The organism is Actinomyces vulturis, from assembly GCF_001687305.1.
Taxonomy (GTDB): domain Bacteria; phylum Actinomycetota; class Actinomycetes; order Actinomycetales; family Actinomycetaceae; genus Actinomyces; species Actinomyces vulturis.
The window spans coordinates 325,148-342,350 of record NZ_KV700385.1 but is presented as its reverse complement, the minus strand read 5'-3'; the positions used below and the strand labels follow the sequence as shown (position 1 = coordinate 342,350).

The window sequence follows — 17,203 nt, the reverse complement described above, 5'->3', positions numbered from 1 at the left end:
AGGCTTCACTTGAGAATGATTACTCGCCGTGTGATGGGTAGGGGCGATATCTGAAGTCAGACCGCCGGTTTCGTAGCACGGTGCAGGGCCACAATTCCGCCGGAGAGATTTTTGAATCCCACATGACGCCATCCAGCTTGCTGCATCATGGAAGCTAATTCCCGTTGATCTGGCCAGGCGATGATGGATTCGCCTAAGTAGTCGTAAGCTTCAGTATTTGAGGAAACTACCTTGGCCATTGCGGGAAGCATGGTGCCTAGATACCAGCGGTACAAGCGGGCAAAGGTAGCGTTGGTGGGAGTGGAAAACTCGCAAATGACGATACGACCACCAGGTTTGGTTACGCGGCGCATTTCGCAAAGAGCTGCCATTGTGTCATTTACATTGCGCAGACCGTAGGAGATGGTCGTTACGTCAAAAGAGTTATCGGCAAAAGGTAAAGCGGTGGCATCTCCTGCTACAAAATCCACTTCGGGGTAGCGGCGTTGACCTTCAGCCACCATGCCTGGAGAGAAGTCGCATGCCACGACCTTTGCGCCGTCCGCTACGTATTCCATGGAGGAGGTGCCGGTTCCTGCGGCAACGTCAAGAATTGTCATTCCTGGTCGAGCATCGACTGCTTTGCGGGTGACGGACCTCCACATGCGGACCTGGAAACCGGTCATCACATCATTTGTGATGTCGTAGCGCTTAGCCACGGCGTCGAACATTTTGGCGACGTCTGCGGGGTCTTTCGTTAGGGTGGCACGAGTCATGGGTTCATCATCTCAGGATGAGAGCCATGTGTCATTTATGGGACTTTCGCTCTGGCTGGAAAGTGGGGCGGGGCGTCGTTAATGAGACGTAAGTCCCGTGCCGTACGATGAAACACCTTACGATATTCGTAAGGTGAATTATTCGTAATTCATGTCACCCAATGGCGTGACGTAACCCTGGCCTCCCGTCTCGCATGGCGAAATCACGCGGGAAACTAGCGTGACCGTCTACACAAAAAATACGGCTTTGCGCTCTGGGTAGAGTCACCAATGAGAAAACATGCGTAGGTACAGGCACACCCCTGTTCTTGGGCGTGCTTCGTAATCGTGTGCTCGTACAGGTAACTCTGAGATGGGCGCCACATCGCACTAGGATTGAAGGAGAGGGTCACCATGACGTGTTCGCACGACGCAGACGTCATCGTCGTCGGTGCAGGCCCTGCCGGATCCAGTGCCGCCTATTACTGCGCCCGCGAAGGACTTGACGTCATTCTTTTGGAGAAGAACGATCTGGGGCGAGGCAAAATCTGCGGCGACGGACTTACCCCTAGCGCGGTTCGTGAACTGATTACTCTCGGCATCGACACATCTACCTGGCGGCGTAACAAGGGGCTGCGCGTAGTCGGAGCCGGGCACACCGTAGAACTTCCTTGGCCTGAGCAGTCGCACCTGCCCGGATACGGCATGGCCCGTGCACGCACCAAACTCGATAAAGACCTGGCGCTCTATGCACAGCAAGCAGGGGCGCGGCTTATGACAGGTGTGACTGTTACTGCTCCGATTACTTCTGCTGCTGGACGCGTCACCGGCGTAGAAACCAAGCCCACTGCTCGAGTCGCTGAACCAGCAATAAGTCAACCTACTTCGTTTACCGCGCCCATCGTTATTGACGCTGGTGGAGTGGCGGCACGTCTTGCCACAGCAGTAGGGCGGGCCAAGAACGATAAGCGCCCCATGGGGGTAGCTGTTCGCGCCTACTTTGAATCCCCTCTGGCAAACGATGAGTGGATGGAAAGCCAGCTTGAACTGTGGGACGGTCCTCGCGAAAAGGGAACCCTTCTTCCTGGCTACGGCTGGATTTGGAGTGTGGGTAACGGACTGGTCAACGTGGGCCTGGGCTCCGTCTCATCCACCGCTCATGCCGCTAAGATTGATTACAAGAAGATTTTCACCACCTGGATTGCTAACACCCCTGAAGAATGGGGCCTTAATCCTGATACTCAGGTGGGTGACTTGCGCAGCGCAGCACTGCCTATGGCATTTAACCGTCAACCCCACTATGCAGACGGGCTTTTCCTGCTGGGCGATGCGGGCGGAATGATTTCTCCATTTAACGGCGAAGGAATTGCCCAGGCACTGATGTCTGGCCGCTTGGCTGCTGAAGCGATCCTCCAGGCCCGCGCTCGCGCCACTGAAACAGGCCGCGAACTGGCTCTTCAAGCCTATCCTGCCGCACTCAAAGCTGACATGGGTGGTTACTACACCCTGGGTCGCGTCTTTGTTTCGCTCATCGAACATCCCGAAGTGATGCGCCTGTGTACGCGTTACGGCCTACCGCGCAAGCGCCTTATGACGTTCGTCCACAAACTTCTCTCTGACTCCTGGCCCCGCCAGGGCGGAGATGCAACTGACCACCTTATTCAGATCCTCTCAAGGATGGTGCCATCAGCATGAACCCATATCTCGCTCTGCTCATCATGGCAGCAGTAGCCCTGTTGATTGCCATTGGTGGCTTGGCCGTCAGTGCCCTCATCAGCCCCAATAAGCGCAACAAGGTCAAGGTGGCCAACTATGAGTGTGGTATCGATCCCACCCCCTCGAATGTGGACCACGGTCGTTTCCCTGTGAAGTTCTACCTTGTGGGTATGACTTTCATCATCTTTGACGTGGAGGTGGTCTTCCTTTATCCGTGGGCCGTCTCCTTCTCCCGCCTAGGCATGTTCGGCCTTGGCGCTGCCCTGCTGTTCATTGCCCTCATCACGGTGCCCTTCATCCTTGAATGGCGCCGCGGCGGGCTCGACTGGGATTAATGAGGTACACCCCAATGACAACCCAGGATGTTGGTAACCCCGGCTTCATGCTCACCAGCGTGGAGAAACTGACCGGTCTAGCACAGGGACGATCCCTATGGCCCGTCACTATGGGTCTTGCCTGCTGCGCTATCGAAATGATGGCTGCCGGTACTCCCCGCTTCGACATGTCCCGCTTTGGATGGGAAGTTTTCCGTGCTTCCCCCCGCCACGCAGACGTCATGATCGTCTCCGGCCGTGTCTCCCACAAGATGGCTCCCATCATTCGTAACGTTTATGATTCGATGCCCGAGCCCAAGTGGGTTATCTCCATGGGCGCATGCGCCTCTACCGGTGGTATGTTCAACAACTACGCCGTGGTGCAGGGCTGTGATCACATTGTCCCCGTCGACATTTACCTGCCTGGCTGCCCTCCGCGCCCTGAAATGCTCATCAATGCCATGCTCGAACTCACCCGTCAGATCGAGAAGAAGCCGATCTTCTCTCACCGTAAAGAAATCGCACGTGCAGTCGAGCAAGCCGCACTATCAGCAACCCCCACCCATGAGATGAAGGGGCTCCTTGCATGAGTGAAACATCAGCATCTGCAGACATGCAGAATGAACTCGAGACCGCAGCACAAGGTGGTGAACTGGACCCCACCACCGTGCCGATGATCGGTGACCAGCCCGTCAAACCCGAACTGGTCCATGAAATCATCACTCACACACACGGACTCTTTGGCGCCTGCGACGCAGGTGACACCACCGGCTTTAATGGTTTGCAGGAAACCATCACCATGGCTCCCGCAGCTACCCGCCCCTATGGTTCCTGGTTCGATGGCGCCGTGGATATCCTCATTGAAGATCTCGAAGCAGACGGCCTGGCCGCTTCTGACGTTATCGAGAAGGTCGTCATTGAACACGATGAACTCACCCTCTTCATTCGTCGTGAGCATCTCCTGCCAGTGGTACGCCACCTGCGCGACGATCAAGACCTGCGTTTTGAGCTTTGTCTTGGGGTGAGCGGCGTGCATTACCCTCAGGACGCAGGACGTGAACTCCACGCCTGCTTCCATTTGATGAGTCTGACCCATGGAGGTCGTCAGATTCGTATTGAAGTTACCTGCCCTGACACTGATCCTCATGTGCCCTCCATCGTCTCCGTTTACCCCGGTGATGATTGGCACGAGCGTGAGACGTGGGATCTGATGGGCATTGTCTTTGATGGCCACCCCGGCTTGACCCGCACTGCCATGCCTGACGATTGGGTAGGCCACCCCCAGCGCAAGGATTACCCGCTCGGTGGCATCCCGGTGGAATACAAGGGCGCCACCACTCCGCCCGCCGATACCCGGAGGTCGTACCGCTGATGAACGCATTCCACGCAACCAGACCCGCACTCGACGATCTGATCGACGGTGCGCCCCAGTACACAGCCCAGGGGGGCGACTGGGACGACATCGTCGCTCAGATTGCCGCACGTGATGAGGAAGAACGCCTCCGCAATGATCGCATCGTGGTCAACATGGGCCCTGTTCACCCCTCCACCCACGGTGTGCTCCGCCTTGTTCTCGAAATCGACGGCGAACACGTCACCAACCTGCGCGTCGGCACCGGTTACCTCCACACTGGCATCGAAAAAAACATGGAGTACCGTACTTTCACCCAAGGTGCCACCTTCGTGACCCGCATGGACTACGTAGCCCCCTTCTTCCAAGAAGTTGCCTGGGCCTTGGCCGTTGAAAAAGCCCTCGGTATCACCAACGACGTTCCTGACCGGGCCAACGTTGTGCGCGTTATGCTCATGGAGCTTAATCGCATTGCCTCCCACTTGGTGGCTATCGGTACCGGTGGTAATGAGCTTGGTGGTACCACCCTGATGACCATTGCCTTCCGTGGCCGCGAAAACATCCTTCGCGTGTTCGAAATGTGCTCCGGTCTGCGCATGAACCACGCTTATGTCCGTCCTGGTGGCCTAGCTCAGGATATTCCTGCAGGAACCGTGGACTTCGTGCGTGAAGTCATGCCGGAAATCAAACAGGACATCCATGAGCTCGAACTCTTCCTCATGGCTAACCCCATCCTCAAAGCCCGCTTCCAGAACATCGGCGTGATCCCGCTGTCCGGTGCCATGGCCCTGGGACTGACCGGTCCCTGCCTACGTGCAGCCGGTTACCCGATGGACCTACGCAAGACCAACCCGTACTGCGGTTACGAGACTTACGACTTCGACGTGCCCACCTACGATCAGTCAGACTGCTGGAACCGTATGCGCGTGCGCTTCGACGAATGCTACGAATCTCTCAAGATCGTCTCCCAGTGCCTCGAACGTCTCGAAGCATCCGAAGGCGAAAGCGTCATGGTGGATGACCCCACTATCGCGTGGCCCGCACAGATGGCATTGTCCACCGACGGCCAGGGACAGAGTTTCGACCACGTCCGCGAAATCATGGGCAGTTCCATGGAATCCCTCATCCACCACTTCAAGTTGGTGACCCAGGGATTCAAGGTGCCCGCCGGCCAGGTCTACCAGACCGTCGAACACGCCAAGGGCGCCATGGGCGTTCATCTGGTCAGCGACGGAGGCACACGTCCCTACCGTGTGCACTTCCGTGATCCCTCATTCTCGAACCTGCAATCCATGGCCATGATGGGCGAAGGCGGCATGATCGCCGACGTCGTACCCACCCTGGCATCTATTGACCCCGTGTTGGGAGGCGTGGACCGCTGATGGCAACCACCTACACCCCTGAGGTAGACGCGCGACTGCGTGAAGACTGCGCTCAGATCATGTCCCGCTATCCTGAAGGACACGAGCGCAGTGCACTGATTCCTATGCTCCACCTGGTACAGAGTGAAGACGGCTACGTGTCACCTGCAGGCATCGCCCTGTGTGCAGAACTGCTGGGGCTGGACCGCAGCGAAGTCAGCGCTGTGGCCACCTTCTACAGCCAGTTCCGCCGCCATCCCTCTGGCACCTATCACGTTGGTGTGTGCACCAACGCCCTGTGCGCAGTCATGGGTGGAGACTCCATCTGGGAAGCAGTTACCGAATCCACCGGTATCGGCAACGATGAAGTGACCGAAGACGGCGTGATCTCACTCGAACGCGTCGAGTGCAACGCCGCCTGCGATTTCGCCCCCGTCGTCATGGTCAACTGGGAATTCTTCGACAACCAGACCCCGGCCTCCGCAGTCGACATGATTGAACGTCTGCGCCGCGGTGAGGACGTCACCCCCACCCGTGGCCCCGAAACCCTGCCCACTTTCAAGGAAAACGAACGCGTTTTGGCTGGCTTCGAAGACGGTCGTGCTGACGAAGGCCCCGGAGCAGGCAAGCCCACCGTCCTTGGTCTTGAACTGGCACGCGCCAACGGATGGACCGCACCCGTGAACCAAGAGGAGGCCAAATGAGTGACACAACCCAGGCCACTGAAGATACCCAGGTTCCTACCTTCGTTACCCCAGGCCCATTAACCCCCATCATCACTGATTTATGGGATAAGGATCGCTCCTGGACTCTTGAAACCTACCGTGCCAACGGTGGCTACAAGGGCCTGGAAATTGCTCAGGGCATGGACGCCGCAGACATTGTTGAAGACGTTAAAGCCGCAGGCCTTCGTGGCCGTGGTGGTGCGGGCTTCCCCACCGGTCTGAAGTGGTCTTTCTTGCCTGCCCCCGACGGACTGCCTCGTTATCTGGTGGTCAACGCAGACGAATCCGAACCCGGAACCTGCAAAGACATCCCCACCATTATGGGTAATCCCCACGCCCTGATTGAAGGCGTTGCCATCACCAGCCGTGCAATTGGCTGCGATCATGCATTTATCTATCTGCGTGGCGAAGTCACCCACGTTTACCGCCGTCTCCTGGCAGCAGTACGTGAAGCTAGTGAAGCAGGCTTGCTCAAGACCGGCTTCGGCCTTGATGGCAAGCAGCCCCTGCGCATCACGGCGCACGCCGGTGCAGGCGCCTACATTTGTGGTGAAGAAACTGCACTGCTTGATTCTCTTGAAGGGCGCCGAGGTCACCCCCGTCTGAAGCCTCCGTTCCCCGCAGTGGCGGGCCTTTACGCACGCCCCACCGTTATTAACAACGTGGAAACTATCGCCCAAGTTCCCGGCATCCTTGCCAAGGGCAAGGAATGGTACGCCTCCATGGGTACCGAAAAATCCAAGGGACACGGCATCTTCTCCCTGTCCGGACACGTGAAGAACCCCGGCCAATTTGAAGCCCCCTTCGGCATCACTATGCGTGAACTGATCGACATGGCCGGAGGCATCCGTGAAGGACACGAACTGAAGTTCTGGGTCCCCGGTGGCTCTTCCACTCCGATCTTTACCCCCGAACAACTCGATGTTCCTCTCGATTACGAATCTGTGGGTGCAGCCGGCTCCATGCTCGGTACCCGTGCACTACAGGTTTTCGATGAGACTGTCTCCGTTGTTCGCGTGGTGACTCGCTGGATCGAGTTCTACCAACACGAATCCTGCGGCAAGTGCACCCCCTGCCGTGAAGGCACCTACTGGATGCGCCAAATCATGCTCCGCCTCGAAGCGGGACGCGGCCAGGCCGGAGACGTGGAGAAACTCGAATCCATCGCCTCCAACATCGCCGGACGCTCCTTCTGCGCCCTCGGTGACGCCGCAGCCACCCCCGTGCTCAGCGGTATCGCTAAGTTCCGCAGCGAATTCGAAGCCGGCTACACCACCCCTGCTCGCGAGCTGTTCCCCTACGAGGCCAGCGCCATCACGGAAAGTGCACGGTGAGTCCCGCCATGACAGAGCTCGTCAACATCACTATCGACGGCGCCCCCGTTGAGGTCCCCAAGGGAACCCTCATCATCCGCGCCGCAGAGCAGGCAGGGATCCGCATCCCTCGCTTCTGCGACCACCCGCTTCTGGCTCCCTCAGCCAACTGCCGCCAGTGCCTGGTCGACGTGGCCATGCCCGGACGCGACGGTGTGGTTCGCCCCATGCCCAAGCCTCAGCCTTCCTGCGCCATGACCGTCATGGAAGGCATGGAAGTCAATACCCAGGCCACGAGCGAGGTTGCCGCCAAGGCACAGGCCGGAACCATGGAGTTCCTGCTCATCAACCACCCGCTGGACTGCCCCGTGTGTGACAAGGGCGGCGAATGCCCCCTGCAGAACCAGGCCATGAGCGCCATGGCGAAGGGTGGCCAGTCCGTCACCCGTTTCACTGACGTCAAGCGCACCTTCCCCAAGCCTCTGCGCCTGACCAGTCAGATCTTGCTCGACCGTGACCGCTGCATCCTGTGTCAGCGTTGCGTGCGCTTTGCCAAGCAGATCCCTGGTGATCCTTTCATCGACTTGCAGGGACGCGGTGGCGGCCACCCAGCCGGTGAACACGGTGGGATGTATGGAGAACAGATTGGCCGATTTGACGCCCAGGTGCTCGACTTCCATGATCCCGGCAACACCCAGCCCACGCAGACCCTGCGCGGCCAGGCAGGCCTGACCCCCGCCGACGAACTCACCGCCCCCGACGGCAGTGCAGGCGCAGTCGACGGGCTGGCAGTTGGCCCCGTCCCCGTGGACATCGACAACTCCGGACGCCCCTTCGCCTCCTACTTCGCAGGTAACATCATTCAGATCTGCCCCGTGGGCGCACTGACCAGCGCAACATACCGCTTCCGTGCACGCCCGATGGATCTGGTCTCCACCGACACTGTCTCCGAACACGATGCATCCGGCTCCGCGATGCGCGTGGACATGCGCCGCGGCGTCGTACTGCGCCGCATGGCTGGCAATGACTCGGCCGTCAACGAAGAGTGGATTACCGACAAGGATCGCTTCGCCTTCACCTGGGCCACTGCATCCGATCGCCTCACCACTCCTCTCGTCCGCGATGACAACGGTGAACTCCAGCCCGCATCCTGGGGCCAGGCACTGGCAGTAGCCAGCAAGGCCATCGAAGCAGCACGCGGGACCTCCACCGCATTCCTCACCGGCGGCCGCCTCACCCTCGAAGATGCCTGGGCATACTCACGCTTCGCACGAACCGTGAGCAACACCAACAACATCGACGAGCGCGTACGCACCGTCAGCCGCGAAGAAGAATCCTTCATCGCCACCTATGTGGCAGGCACCGGCCTGGGCAAACTCACCTACGAGCACCTCGAAAAGGCCGGAACCGTCCTCCTGGTAGGACTCGAGCCCGAAGATGAATGCGGTTCTATCTTCCTGCGCCTGCGCAAGGGTGTGCTGGCTGGAGGAGTCAAGGTTGCCACCGTGGCTCCCATGACCACCCCTTCCAGCATCAAGATGCGTGCCCAAGTCATCAACGCAGTTCCCGGACAGGAAGCAGCAGCAGTTGCCACCCTGGCCACCAACTACCCCGAACTTGCTGAAGACCTCAAGGCAGACGGCGCCACCATCCTCGTCGGCGAACGCGCCGCAGCAGTCCCCGGACTGCTCAGCGTGGTCGACGTTCTGGCACGCGCCACCGGCGCACTGGTCGGCTGGGTGCCCCGCCGTGCCGGTGACCGCGGCGCTATCGAAGCAGGCCTCCTGCCCGGCCTTCTGCCCGGCGGCCGCCAAGTCTGCGATGACCAGGCCCGCGCCGAAGTGGCCAAGGCATGGGGCGTTGACGAACTGCCCACCGAAACCGGAGCCAACCTCACCGGCATTCTTGCCGGCCTGGCTAACGGAACCATCACCACGGTGGTGGCCGGCGGCGTCGATTTACGTGACATGCCCGATCCTCAGGCAGCTCGTGCAGCCTTCGAGAAGGCTGACGCCCTCATCCAGTTTGAAGTTCGCTCTAGTGGCATCCTGCCAGGGGCAAGCGTCGTCTTCCCTGTAGCGCCGCCCGTGGAAAAGAACGGTACCTTCGTTAACTGGGAAGGCCGCGTCCGCCCCTTTGGCCAGGCACACGTCTCCTGCACCCGCACCGACCGTCAGGTCCTTGCCGCGCTGGCAGACAAACTCGGTGTTGACCTTGAAGTCAATGACCTGGCCGTGGTTCACGAGCAAATCGCTGCTCTGGGAATCACCAGCGCACAGCGCCCCGGCGTCACCTTCGACGAAGCACAAGAAAGCGTGCTCCCCGAAGAGATCAGCCCCGCTGTCGACAGCGAAACCAAGGCAAACGCCTCCACCACAGCAATCCTGGCCATGCACAAGCCCATGCTTGACGCTGGCCGCATGCAAGACGGTGAGCGTTACCTTGCATTGACCGCACGTCGCCCTGCAGTATTCCTTGCATCCGATGTAGCCATCCGCCTGGGAGTGAGCCAGGGAGACATGGTGGAAGTATCCACCTCCCGTGGTTCCATCACCCTGCCTGCTCGTATGAGCGACCTGGTCGGTGGCTGCATTTGGATGCCCGAATGCTCTGAAGGCTCCACCGTCCGTGAGACTCTTGGCGTTGATCATGGCGCCACCGTGACCGTATCCAGCGCGAAGGAGGTGGCGCAGTGACCGCCACGCCCCTGATGCATCTCGCTGCCGGAGCACTCACCCCCATGGGTGCCTCCGACGGTGTAGTCGCCGATTTCTCTGAAGAAACATGGTGGCTCACCCTCATCAAGGCAGCCTTCATCGCCGTGTTCCTCATTCTCAGTGTCATCATGGCACTGTGGGTCGAGCGCCGTGGCCTGGGTCGTATGCAGACCCGTCCTGGCCCGAACGTCAACGGTCCTTTTGGTCTTCTCCAGGCCATCGCTGACGCAGGCAAACTCATCCTCAAGGAAGACTTCTGGCTTAAGGGTGCTGAAAAGTTCATCTACCTGCTCGCCCCTCTGATCGCCGCATTTTGTGCCTTCATGGTTTATGCAGTGATTCCTTTCGGCCCTAATGTCTCCATGTTCGGCCACTCCACACCGCTCCAGCTCACCGACTTCCCTGTTGCTGTGCTTTACATTTTGGCTATCACGGCACTGGGGGTTTACGGCATTATCCTTGGTGGCTGGTCAGCACACTCTACTTACCCGCTACTTGGCGCTGTCCGTAGTGCCGCACAGGTCATCAGTTACGAATTGGCCATGAGCCTATCTATCGTGACCGTATTCCTTGTCTCCGGAACCATGTCAACTTCCGGAATCGTGGCTGCGCAGCAACACATGTGGTGGGCACTGGCAATCGCCCCCAGCTTCCTCATCTACGTGGTCTCTATGGTGGGCGAAGTGAACCGTCTTCCTTTCGACCTTCCTGAAGCTGAAGGTGAACTTGTTGCAGGCCACATGGTGGAGTACTCCTCCATGAAATTCGCCTGGTTCTTCCTGGCCGAATACATCAACATGTTCAACGTCTCTGCCGTCTGCACCACCCTCTTCCTTGGAGGCTGGCACGCATGGATCCTTCCCATGTTCTGGCCAGGCGCCAACGAAGGCTGGTGGCCCATGCTGTGGTTCATCGGCAAGGTTTGGATGGTTATGTTCTTCATGATCTGGACTCGCGGCACTCTGGTGCGTATGCGCTACGACCACTTCATGAAACTCGGCTGGAAGTTCCTCATCCCCGTATCCCTGGCATGGTTCGTCCTTGTGGCAATCGTCCAGGCATACCGCACCTTCACCGATATCTCGCTGCCCACTCTCTTCATGGGACTAGCGGTGGTTTTCGCCCTTGCCATGGTGATCATCGCCTTCCTGCCTGACGCTTCCAAGAAGGATGATGAGGCTGCTTCTGTCCCTGCTGTGGCCGCTGATGACAACGGCGTCGAAGTCCTCACTACTGACTCCGACTTTGACGCATTCGCTGGAGGCTTCCCCGTTCCTCCCATGCCTGGTCAGCAACTACCTATGAGTGAACGTGCCATGGCAGTCGCCCGCAAGGCAGGAACTGTAACGGCCACCACATCACAGACCATCGCCACCGCCAAGGAGGGAATCGATGACTAACCCTGGCTCATCATCCGCAGGGAACGGCCGCAGACCCGCCGTGCCCTCGCACGACTCCTGGCTGCGTGATGATCCCAGCACGCTGGCCAAGATTTTTGCTCCCGTTGCCGGATATGGCGTGACCATCTCCTCGATGTTCCGCCCCACCGTCACGGAGCGCTACCCATTCGAACCGGCACGTGTGATGCCACGATTCCACGGACGTCACCAACTCAACCGTTATGATGACGGTCTGGAAAAGTGTATTGGCTGTGAACTGTGTGCATGGGCTTGCCCCGCAGACGCAATCTACGTGGAAGCCGCATCCAACACCCCTGAGGCTCAGTACTCACCCGGTGAGCGCTACGGTCGCGTCTACGAGATTAACTACCTGCGCTGCATTCTGTGTGGCCTGTGCATCGAAGCATGCCCTACCCGCGCACTAACTATGACCCACGAGTTCGATGAACTCGTTGGCCCCAGCCGTGAAGGTCTTATCTACGAAAAGATGAACCTCCTGGCACCGTTGCCTGAAGGTGCTGTCGAAGCACCCCACCCGATGGTGGCCGGAACCGAAGACGGCGATTACTACCGTGGCGCAGTCACCGGCTCTACCCAGGAACAGATTGATTGGGTGCGTGAACACCGCCCTGACGATCCCTCACTCGCAACCGCACGACCCGTTGCACCAGCACAGGAGGTAACGCGGTGAATCACCTACTCCTGCCCGCAGCTACAGCCGCTGCTCTTGGCGATGACATGCACATTGGCGAAGTTATCCTTTTTGCCGTGGTCGCATGCGTCACCTTGGCCTGCGGAATCGGCCTTCTGACTGCTAAACGCGCGGTTAACGCAGCTGTCAACATGATCATGATTATGATCAGCCTGGCCATCTTGTATATCGCTAACTCTGCACCATTCCTTGGCATTGTCCAAGGTGTGGTTTACACCGGCGCAGTGATGACCTTGGTTCTGTTTGTCATCATGCTTGTGGGTGTTGGCACCGACGAAAAGATTGTCGAAACCGTTCACGGGCAAAAGGCCATTGCCGTCGTCCTGGGACTGGCAATGAGCGCACTTCTTATTGTGGCCGCATCTAAGGCAGCCTTCCCGCCGGCCGTTGGACTCAATACCGAAGAATCCAACCCCACTGTGCTGGCCGAGTTGCTCTTCTCTAGCCATGTAGTGACCATGGAACTTACTGCCATCTTGCTCATCACCGCAGCAGTTGGTGCATTGACCCTGACTCACCGTGATCGTATTCGCCCGCGCAAGAGTCAGTTGGATGTCGCCAAGGACAAGATGATTGCTTATGCGGAATCTGGTGTACATCCCGGTCAAGACACCTTCTCTGGTGTCTATGCCGCTACCAACTCTGCTGCTGCACCTGCCCTTGACGCCGCTGGACAGCCTGTCGAAGAATCCGTCTCCCGTGTTCTTAAGGTTCGTGGCGATGATCTTGACGTCTCCGACCTTGCCCCCCGCTTGGCTCTGGCAGGTCGTGAAGGTGAAATCGAACAGGTTCATCGTCGTCAGGTGCCTCGTAGCGGAATGCCGGCCATGCCGGGAAGTGGTGCCCCTGTGCCTTACCAGCCGGTTGCCCCTGTTACTGATAAACCCGAACCTTTGGCGTCGGCAGAAGAAAGCAAGGAGGATGAGTCCAAGTGAGTCTCACAGTCTCCGTCGTGGCCTACATCATGCTGGCAGTAATTCTGTTCAGTATTGGTTCTCTGGCCGTGCTGCTTCGTCGCAACGCCATCATCCAGATCATGGGGATCGAACTCATGCTTAACGCCACCAACCTGGCGCTGGTCACCTTCTCACGCCTGCACGGCAATGAAACCGGACAAGTGTTCGCTTTCTTCGTCATGGTCGTTGCAGCGGCAGAAGTTGTTGTTGGCTTGTCCATTGTGGTGTCCATCTTCAAGACTCGCAGGAGCGTCAACGTTGATGACGCTAGCCTGCTCAACCACTGAGAGGCTCCGCAATGACAACATTTCCTCTCCCATTGACTACCCTGCCTGCTCACGGTGCTTCTGTCGGCATCCAGAGCGCAGATGGCCTTGCCTCCTGGGCGTGGCTTCTTATCGCTATCCCCGCTCTCTCCAGTGCTTTTCTCCTACTTGCAGGGCGTCGTACAGATGCCTGGGGTCACTGGCTCGCGGTTGCAGCATCCACTGCCTCAGCTGTTCTCGGCTTGGGAATCATCGCCCAATTGCTTGGAACCGACGCTTCCCAACGGGTTATGGACCTCAAACTTTGGGAATGGTTCAGTCTTGGTGACCACCCTGTCGCCGTCGGACTGCGCATTGACCCGCTGTCCATGACCTTTGTGGGACTGGTGACTTTCGTCGGCACGCTCATTCACATCTACTCCGTGGCCTATATGAGTCACGATCGTGATCGCCGCCGCTTCTTCGCCTACCTCAACCTCTTCGTAGCGGCCATGCTCACCCTGGTGCTTGGCAACTCCTACATTGTTCTGTTTGTCGGATGGGAAGGCGTGGGTCTAGCTTCTTACCTCCTCATCGGATTCTGGAATAACGCAGGTGCGGACGAGCCCTTGGCCAAGCAACAGGCCACCGCAGCAAACGCTGTCGCAGCAAAGAAGGCCTTCATTATGAACCGTGTTGGTGACATGGGCCTTTTGCTGGGCATGATGGCCATGATCGCCACCGTCGGCTCCGTTGCTTTCGATCAGGTTCTTCCTGCCGCTGCTGACGGTTCCATCTCTACCGGTTGGCTGACTGCTATGGGATTCTTCCTTCTTTTGGCAGCCTGCGGTAAGAGCGCCCAGTTCCCCCTCCAAGCTTGGTTGGGAGATGCTATGGCAGGCCCCACCCCTGTCAGTGCTCTCATCCACGCCGCCACAATGGTCACTGCCGGCGTCTATCTCATGGTCCGTTCCGGCGTGATTTACGAAGGTGCCCCCAGCGCACAGATTGCCGTCGCCATCATCGGTGCCTTTACCCTCATGCTCGGTGCCATTATTGGCTGTGCCAAGGATGACATGAAGAAGGTCCTAGCTGCATCCACTATGAGCCAGATTGGTTACATGATGCTCGGCGCAGGCCTTGGCCCTATCGGCTATGCACTGGCAATTTTCCATCTGCTGACCCACGGCTTCTTCAAAGCTCAGTTGTTCCTCGGGGCCGGTAGCGTCATGCATGCCATGAGCGATCAAGTCAACATGCGACGCTTTGGCGCGCTGAAGAATACTTTGAAGATCACCTTCGTTACGATGATGGTCTCCTGGGTAGCCATCCTCGGCATCCCTCCGTTCTCAGGATTCTTCTCCAAAGACAAGATCATCGAAGCCGCATTTATCGGTGATGGCGCGCGTCCTTGGATCCTTGGCTCCGTCGCCGTGATCGGTGCAGGCATCACTGCTTTCTACATGTCACGCTTGATGTTTATGATCTTTTTCGGTCAAGCCCGTTGGACCACCGAAAAGGACCTTGAAGGCGAAGTTCACCCCCACGAGTCCACACCGCTTATGACTATCCCGCTTATCATCCTGGCAGTCTTCGCTGCAGGACTCGGCTTTATCCTGGCCTTGGATGACCGCTTCCTGACCTGGCTCGAACCTGTTACTGGACATGTTGACCACGCCACGCTTGCCAACCATGGCGAACCCGTTTTGGCAGCACCGCTCATCATGGGTATCACCCTGGCACTGGTTGCCGTGGGCATCGTCATTGCCTGGATGATGTACGTGCGCCGTGACGTTCCTGTGGTTGTCCAGCCTGGAAACGTCTTGGTGGAAGCGGCACGTCACGATATGTACCAAGACAATCTCAACGAAGCCATTGCCATGCGTCCTGGACAGGGACTCGTGGCAGCGGCAACTGCCTCAGACCGCTACGTGGTGGATGGCGCGGTCATGGGCCTTGCCCACGGCGCGGCCGGTTTGGGCTCCCTTGTTCGCCGTAGCGAAAACGGCCTTGTCCGCTCCTACGCCGGCTACATGCTGGCCGGTGTGGTCCTGGGCCTGCTCGCCGTCCTGGCTACCAGGTTCTGAGAGGAGCCTTCACGCTGATGAATGCAATCATGTCTGCAACACATATCCTCACTATCTTGGCGCTTTTGCCACTGGTGGGTTCAATCCTCATCGGATTGGTCCGGCCACTGCGCAAGCACGCAGCCGTCCTCGGACTGGTCTTCTCCGGCGCAACCTTTGTTCTAGCGCTATGGGCTTTGTCCCAGTTCGATATGAGTCAAGGTAGTGCTATCCAACTCGGTGAATACGCCACCTGGATTCCCGCGCTCGGTGTGTCTTGGGCTTTGGGCGTTAACGCCCTCGGTTTGGCAATGATCCTTCTGGCTACCTTTATCGTGCCTCTCGTACTGCTCGCTAGCCGTGACGAAATTGATGAGGACAAGCATGCCGGCTTCACCGCCCTTGTGCTCAGCCTTGAGTTCTTCATGGTGCTCATTTTCGCCGCACGCGACGTATTTCTCTTCTACGTCGTCTTTGAAGCGATGCTCATTCCCGTCTATTTCCTTATCGGACGCTACGGGGGCGACAACCGCCGCGCAGCAGCACTGAAGTTCCTGCTGTACTCCTTGGCTGGTGGTCTGATCATGCTTGGCGGAATCGTGGGCTTGTACGTCTACGGTCCCGGTGGCGAAACTGCTTTCCTCATCGATTCGCTTGTTGGAAACATTGATGCCTCAGCCGGAGCTATGAACTTGATGTTCGTATGCTTCATGATCGCCTTTGCTATCAAGGCCCCTATGGTCCCGGTCCATACCTGGCTTCCTGACACGGCAGAACAGGCCACACCCGGCACTTCTGTTCTGCTCATCGGAATCCTGGACAAGGTCGGTACCTTCGGCATGATTACCCTTTGCCTGCCTCTTTTCACTGACTCGGTGTCTTCGGCGCGTACGGTTATCCTCGTCTTGGCTTTGATTTCCATCATCTACGGAGGCCTCACCGCCATCGGTCAGGATCACCTGTACCGACTCATCTCCTACACCTCGATTAGCCATTTCGGCTTCATGGTGCTGGGAATCTTTATCGGCAGCCAAATCGCCGCAGTCGGTGCCATGGTTTACATGGTGGCCCACGGTCTGTCCATCGCAGGACTCTTCCTAGTGACCGGATTCCTCGCCCAGCGCACCGGAACCCTCAAGATCAGTGAAATGGGGGGGATGCAGCGCGTTACCCCGCTTATTGCAGGAACCTTTCTGATCTCCGGCTTGGCCTCTATCGCTTTGCCTGGCTTGAGCGGATTCGTTCCCGAATGGATGGTGCTGACCGGCACATTCTCGGTATGCACCGCCTGCGGCATCATCGCCGTGTTTGGTGTGGTGATCGCTGCCCTTTACGTGATGCTGCCTTACCAGCGCGTCTTTACAGGCGCTCCGACGGCAGAACGCATGAACGACGCCGACTTAAACATCCGAGAAAAGGTCGTGCTCATTCCTGTCATCGCCGCTATGTTCCTTCTTGGTTTCCTCCCCGGAGCCTTGGTGAATGTACTCAACCCCATTGGTGAACAGATTCATTCCGCCACCACCGTTGAGACCGCCACCTCCGCACAGGCAACCGTGACCACTGCTCTGGAAGGGAGCGTCAAGTGACATT

15 protein-coding genes are annotated in these 17,203 nt (G+C 58.2%); 14 read left to right on the top strand and 1 reads right to left on the bottom strand.

From position 1 onward, the window contains the following. Positions 1–56: 56 nt before the first annotated feature. Positions 57–755 (bottom strand): demethylmenaquinone methyltransferase, encoded by a 699-nt coding sequence (locus A9753_RS01410; protein WP_067779137.1) that lies wholly within the window; start codon positions 753–755, stop codon positions 57–59. Between the two features lie 393 nt (positions 756–1,148). On the opposite strand from A9753_RS01410, the gene A9753_RS01405 reads away from it, so the two are divergent. The 14 genes from A9753_RS01405 to A9753_RS01340 all read left to right on the top strand — a co-directional run bounded on the left by A9753_RS01405 (position 1,149) and on the right by A9753_RS01340 (position 17,199). Then, on the top strand, positions 1,149–2,429 hold the full coding sequence (locus A9753_RS01405; protein WP_067779133.1) for a geranylgeranyl reductase family protein: 1,281 nt from the start codon (positions 1,149–1,151) through the stop codon (positions 2,427–2,429). Continuing rightward, entirely contained in the window at positions 2,426–2,785 is a 360-nt protein-coding gene (gene ndhC / locus A9753_RS01400; RefSeq protein WP_067779130.1) for an NADH-quinone oxidoreductase subunit A, read from the top strand. The genes A9753_RS01405 and ndhC overlap by 4 nt, the downstream gene beginning before the upstream one ends. A gap of 14 nt (positions 2,786–2,799) precedes the next feature. Beyond that, entirely contained in the window at positions 2,800–3,354 is a 555-nt protein-coding gene (locus A9753_RS01395) for an NADH-quinone oxidoreductase subunit B (protein WP_067779128.1), read from the top strand. A gap of 83 nt (positions 3,355–3,437) precedes the next feature. Next, the gene (locus tag A9753_RS01390; protein WP_245637345.1) at positions 3,438–4,136 is read left to right on the top strand and encodes an NADH-quinone oxidoreductase subunit C; all 699 of its coding nucleotides are present in this window, start codon (positions 3,438–3,440) and stop codon (positions 4,134–4,136) included. Beyond that, the gene (locus A9753_RS01385; RefSeq protein ID WP_067779122.1) at positions 4,136–5,497 is read left to right on the top strand and encodes an NADH-quinone oxidoreductase subunit D; all 1,362 of its coding nucleotides are present in this window, start codon (positions 4,136–4,138) and stop codon (positions 5,495–5,497) included. Before A9753_RS01390 ends, A9753_RS01385 begins: the two co-directional genes overlap by 1 nt. Next, positions 5,497–6,180: an NADH-quinone oxidoreductase subunit NuoE gene (nuoE, locus tag A9753_RS01380; RefSeq protein ID WP_067779119.1), complete on the top strand. Its 684-nt coding sequence runs from the start codon at positions 5,497–5,499 to the stop codon at positions 6,178–6,180. Before A9753_RS01385 ends, nuoE begins: the two co-directional genes overlap by 1 nt. Continuing rightward, complete coding sequence (gene nuoF / locus A9753_RS01375) at positions 6,177–7,535, top strand: NADH-quinone oxidoreductase subunit NuoF (protein ID WP_067779116.1); 1,359 nt, start codon at positions 6,177–6,179, stop codon at positions 7,533–7,535. The genes nuoE and nuoF overlap by 4 nt, the downstream gene beginning before the upstream one ends. A gap of 8 nt (positions 7,536–7,543) precedes the next feature. Beyond that, on the top strand, positions 7,544–10,210 hold the full coding sequence (locus tag A9753_RS01370; protein WP_067780221.1) for an NADH-quinone oxidoreductase subunit G: 2,667 nt from the start codon (positions 7,544–7,546) through the stop codon (positions 10,208–10,210). Positions 10,211–10,224: 14 nt separating this feature from the next. Then, complete coding sequence (nuoH, locus tag A9753_RS01365) at positions 10,225–11,631, top strand: NADH-quinone oxidoreductase subunit NuoH (protein WP_089024712.1); 1,407 nt, start codon at positions 10,225–10,227, stop codon at positions 11,629–11,631. Continuing rightward, positions 11,624–12,322, top strand: a complete 699-nt coding sequence (gene nuoI, locus A9753_RS01360; RefSeq protein WP_067779110.1) for an NADH-quinone oxidoreductase subunit NuoI — start codon at positions 11,624–11,626, stop codon at positions 12,320–12,322. Before nuoH ends, nuoI begins: the two co-directional genes overlap by 8 nt. Continuing rightward, the gene (locus A9753_RS01355; RefSeq protein WP_067779107.1) at positions 12,319–13,278 is read left to right on the top strand and encodes an NADH-quinone oxidoreductase subunit J; all 960 of its coding nucleotides are present in this window, start codon (positions 12,319–12,321) and stop codon (positions 13,276–13,278) included. The genes nuoI and A9753_RS01355 overlap by 4 nt, the downstream gene beginning before the upstream one ends. Beyond that, positions 13,275–13,586 carry an NADH-quinone oxidoreductase subunit NuoK gene (gene nuoK, locus A9753_RS01350; RefSeq protein WP_083090174.1) on the top strand — a complete coding sequence of 104 codons (312 nt, stop codon included), beginning with the start codon at positions 13,275–13,277 and terminating at the stop codon, positions 13,584–13,586. Before A9753_RS01355 ends, nuoK begins: the two co-directional genes overlap by 4 nt. Positions 13,587–13,597: 11 nt before the next feature. After that, on the top strand, positions 13,598–15,631 hold the full coding sequence (gene nuoL / locus A9753_RS01345) for an NADH-quinone oxidoreductase subunit L (protein WP_067779104.1): 2,034 nt from the start codon (positions 13,598–13,600) through the stop codon (positions 15,629–15,631). 17 nt (positions 15,632–15,648) lie between these two features. Then, positions 15,649–17,199, top strand: coding sequence for a complex I subunit 4 family protein (locus A9753_RS01340; protein WP_067779101.1), 1,551 nt, complete (start codon positions 15,649–15,651; stop codon positions 17,197–17,199). The last annotated feature ends 4 nt before the right edge of the window (positions 17,200–17,203 follow it).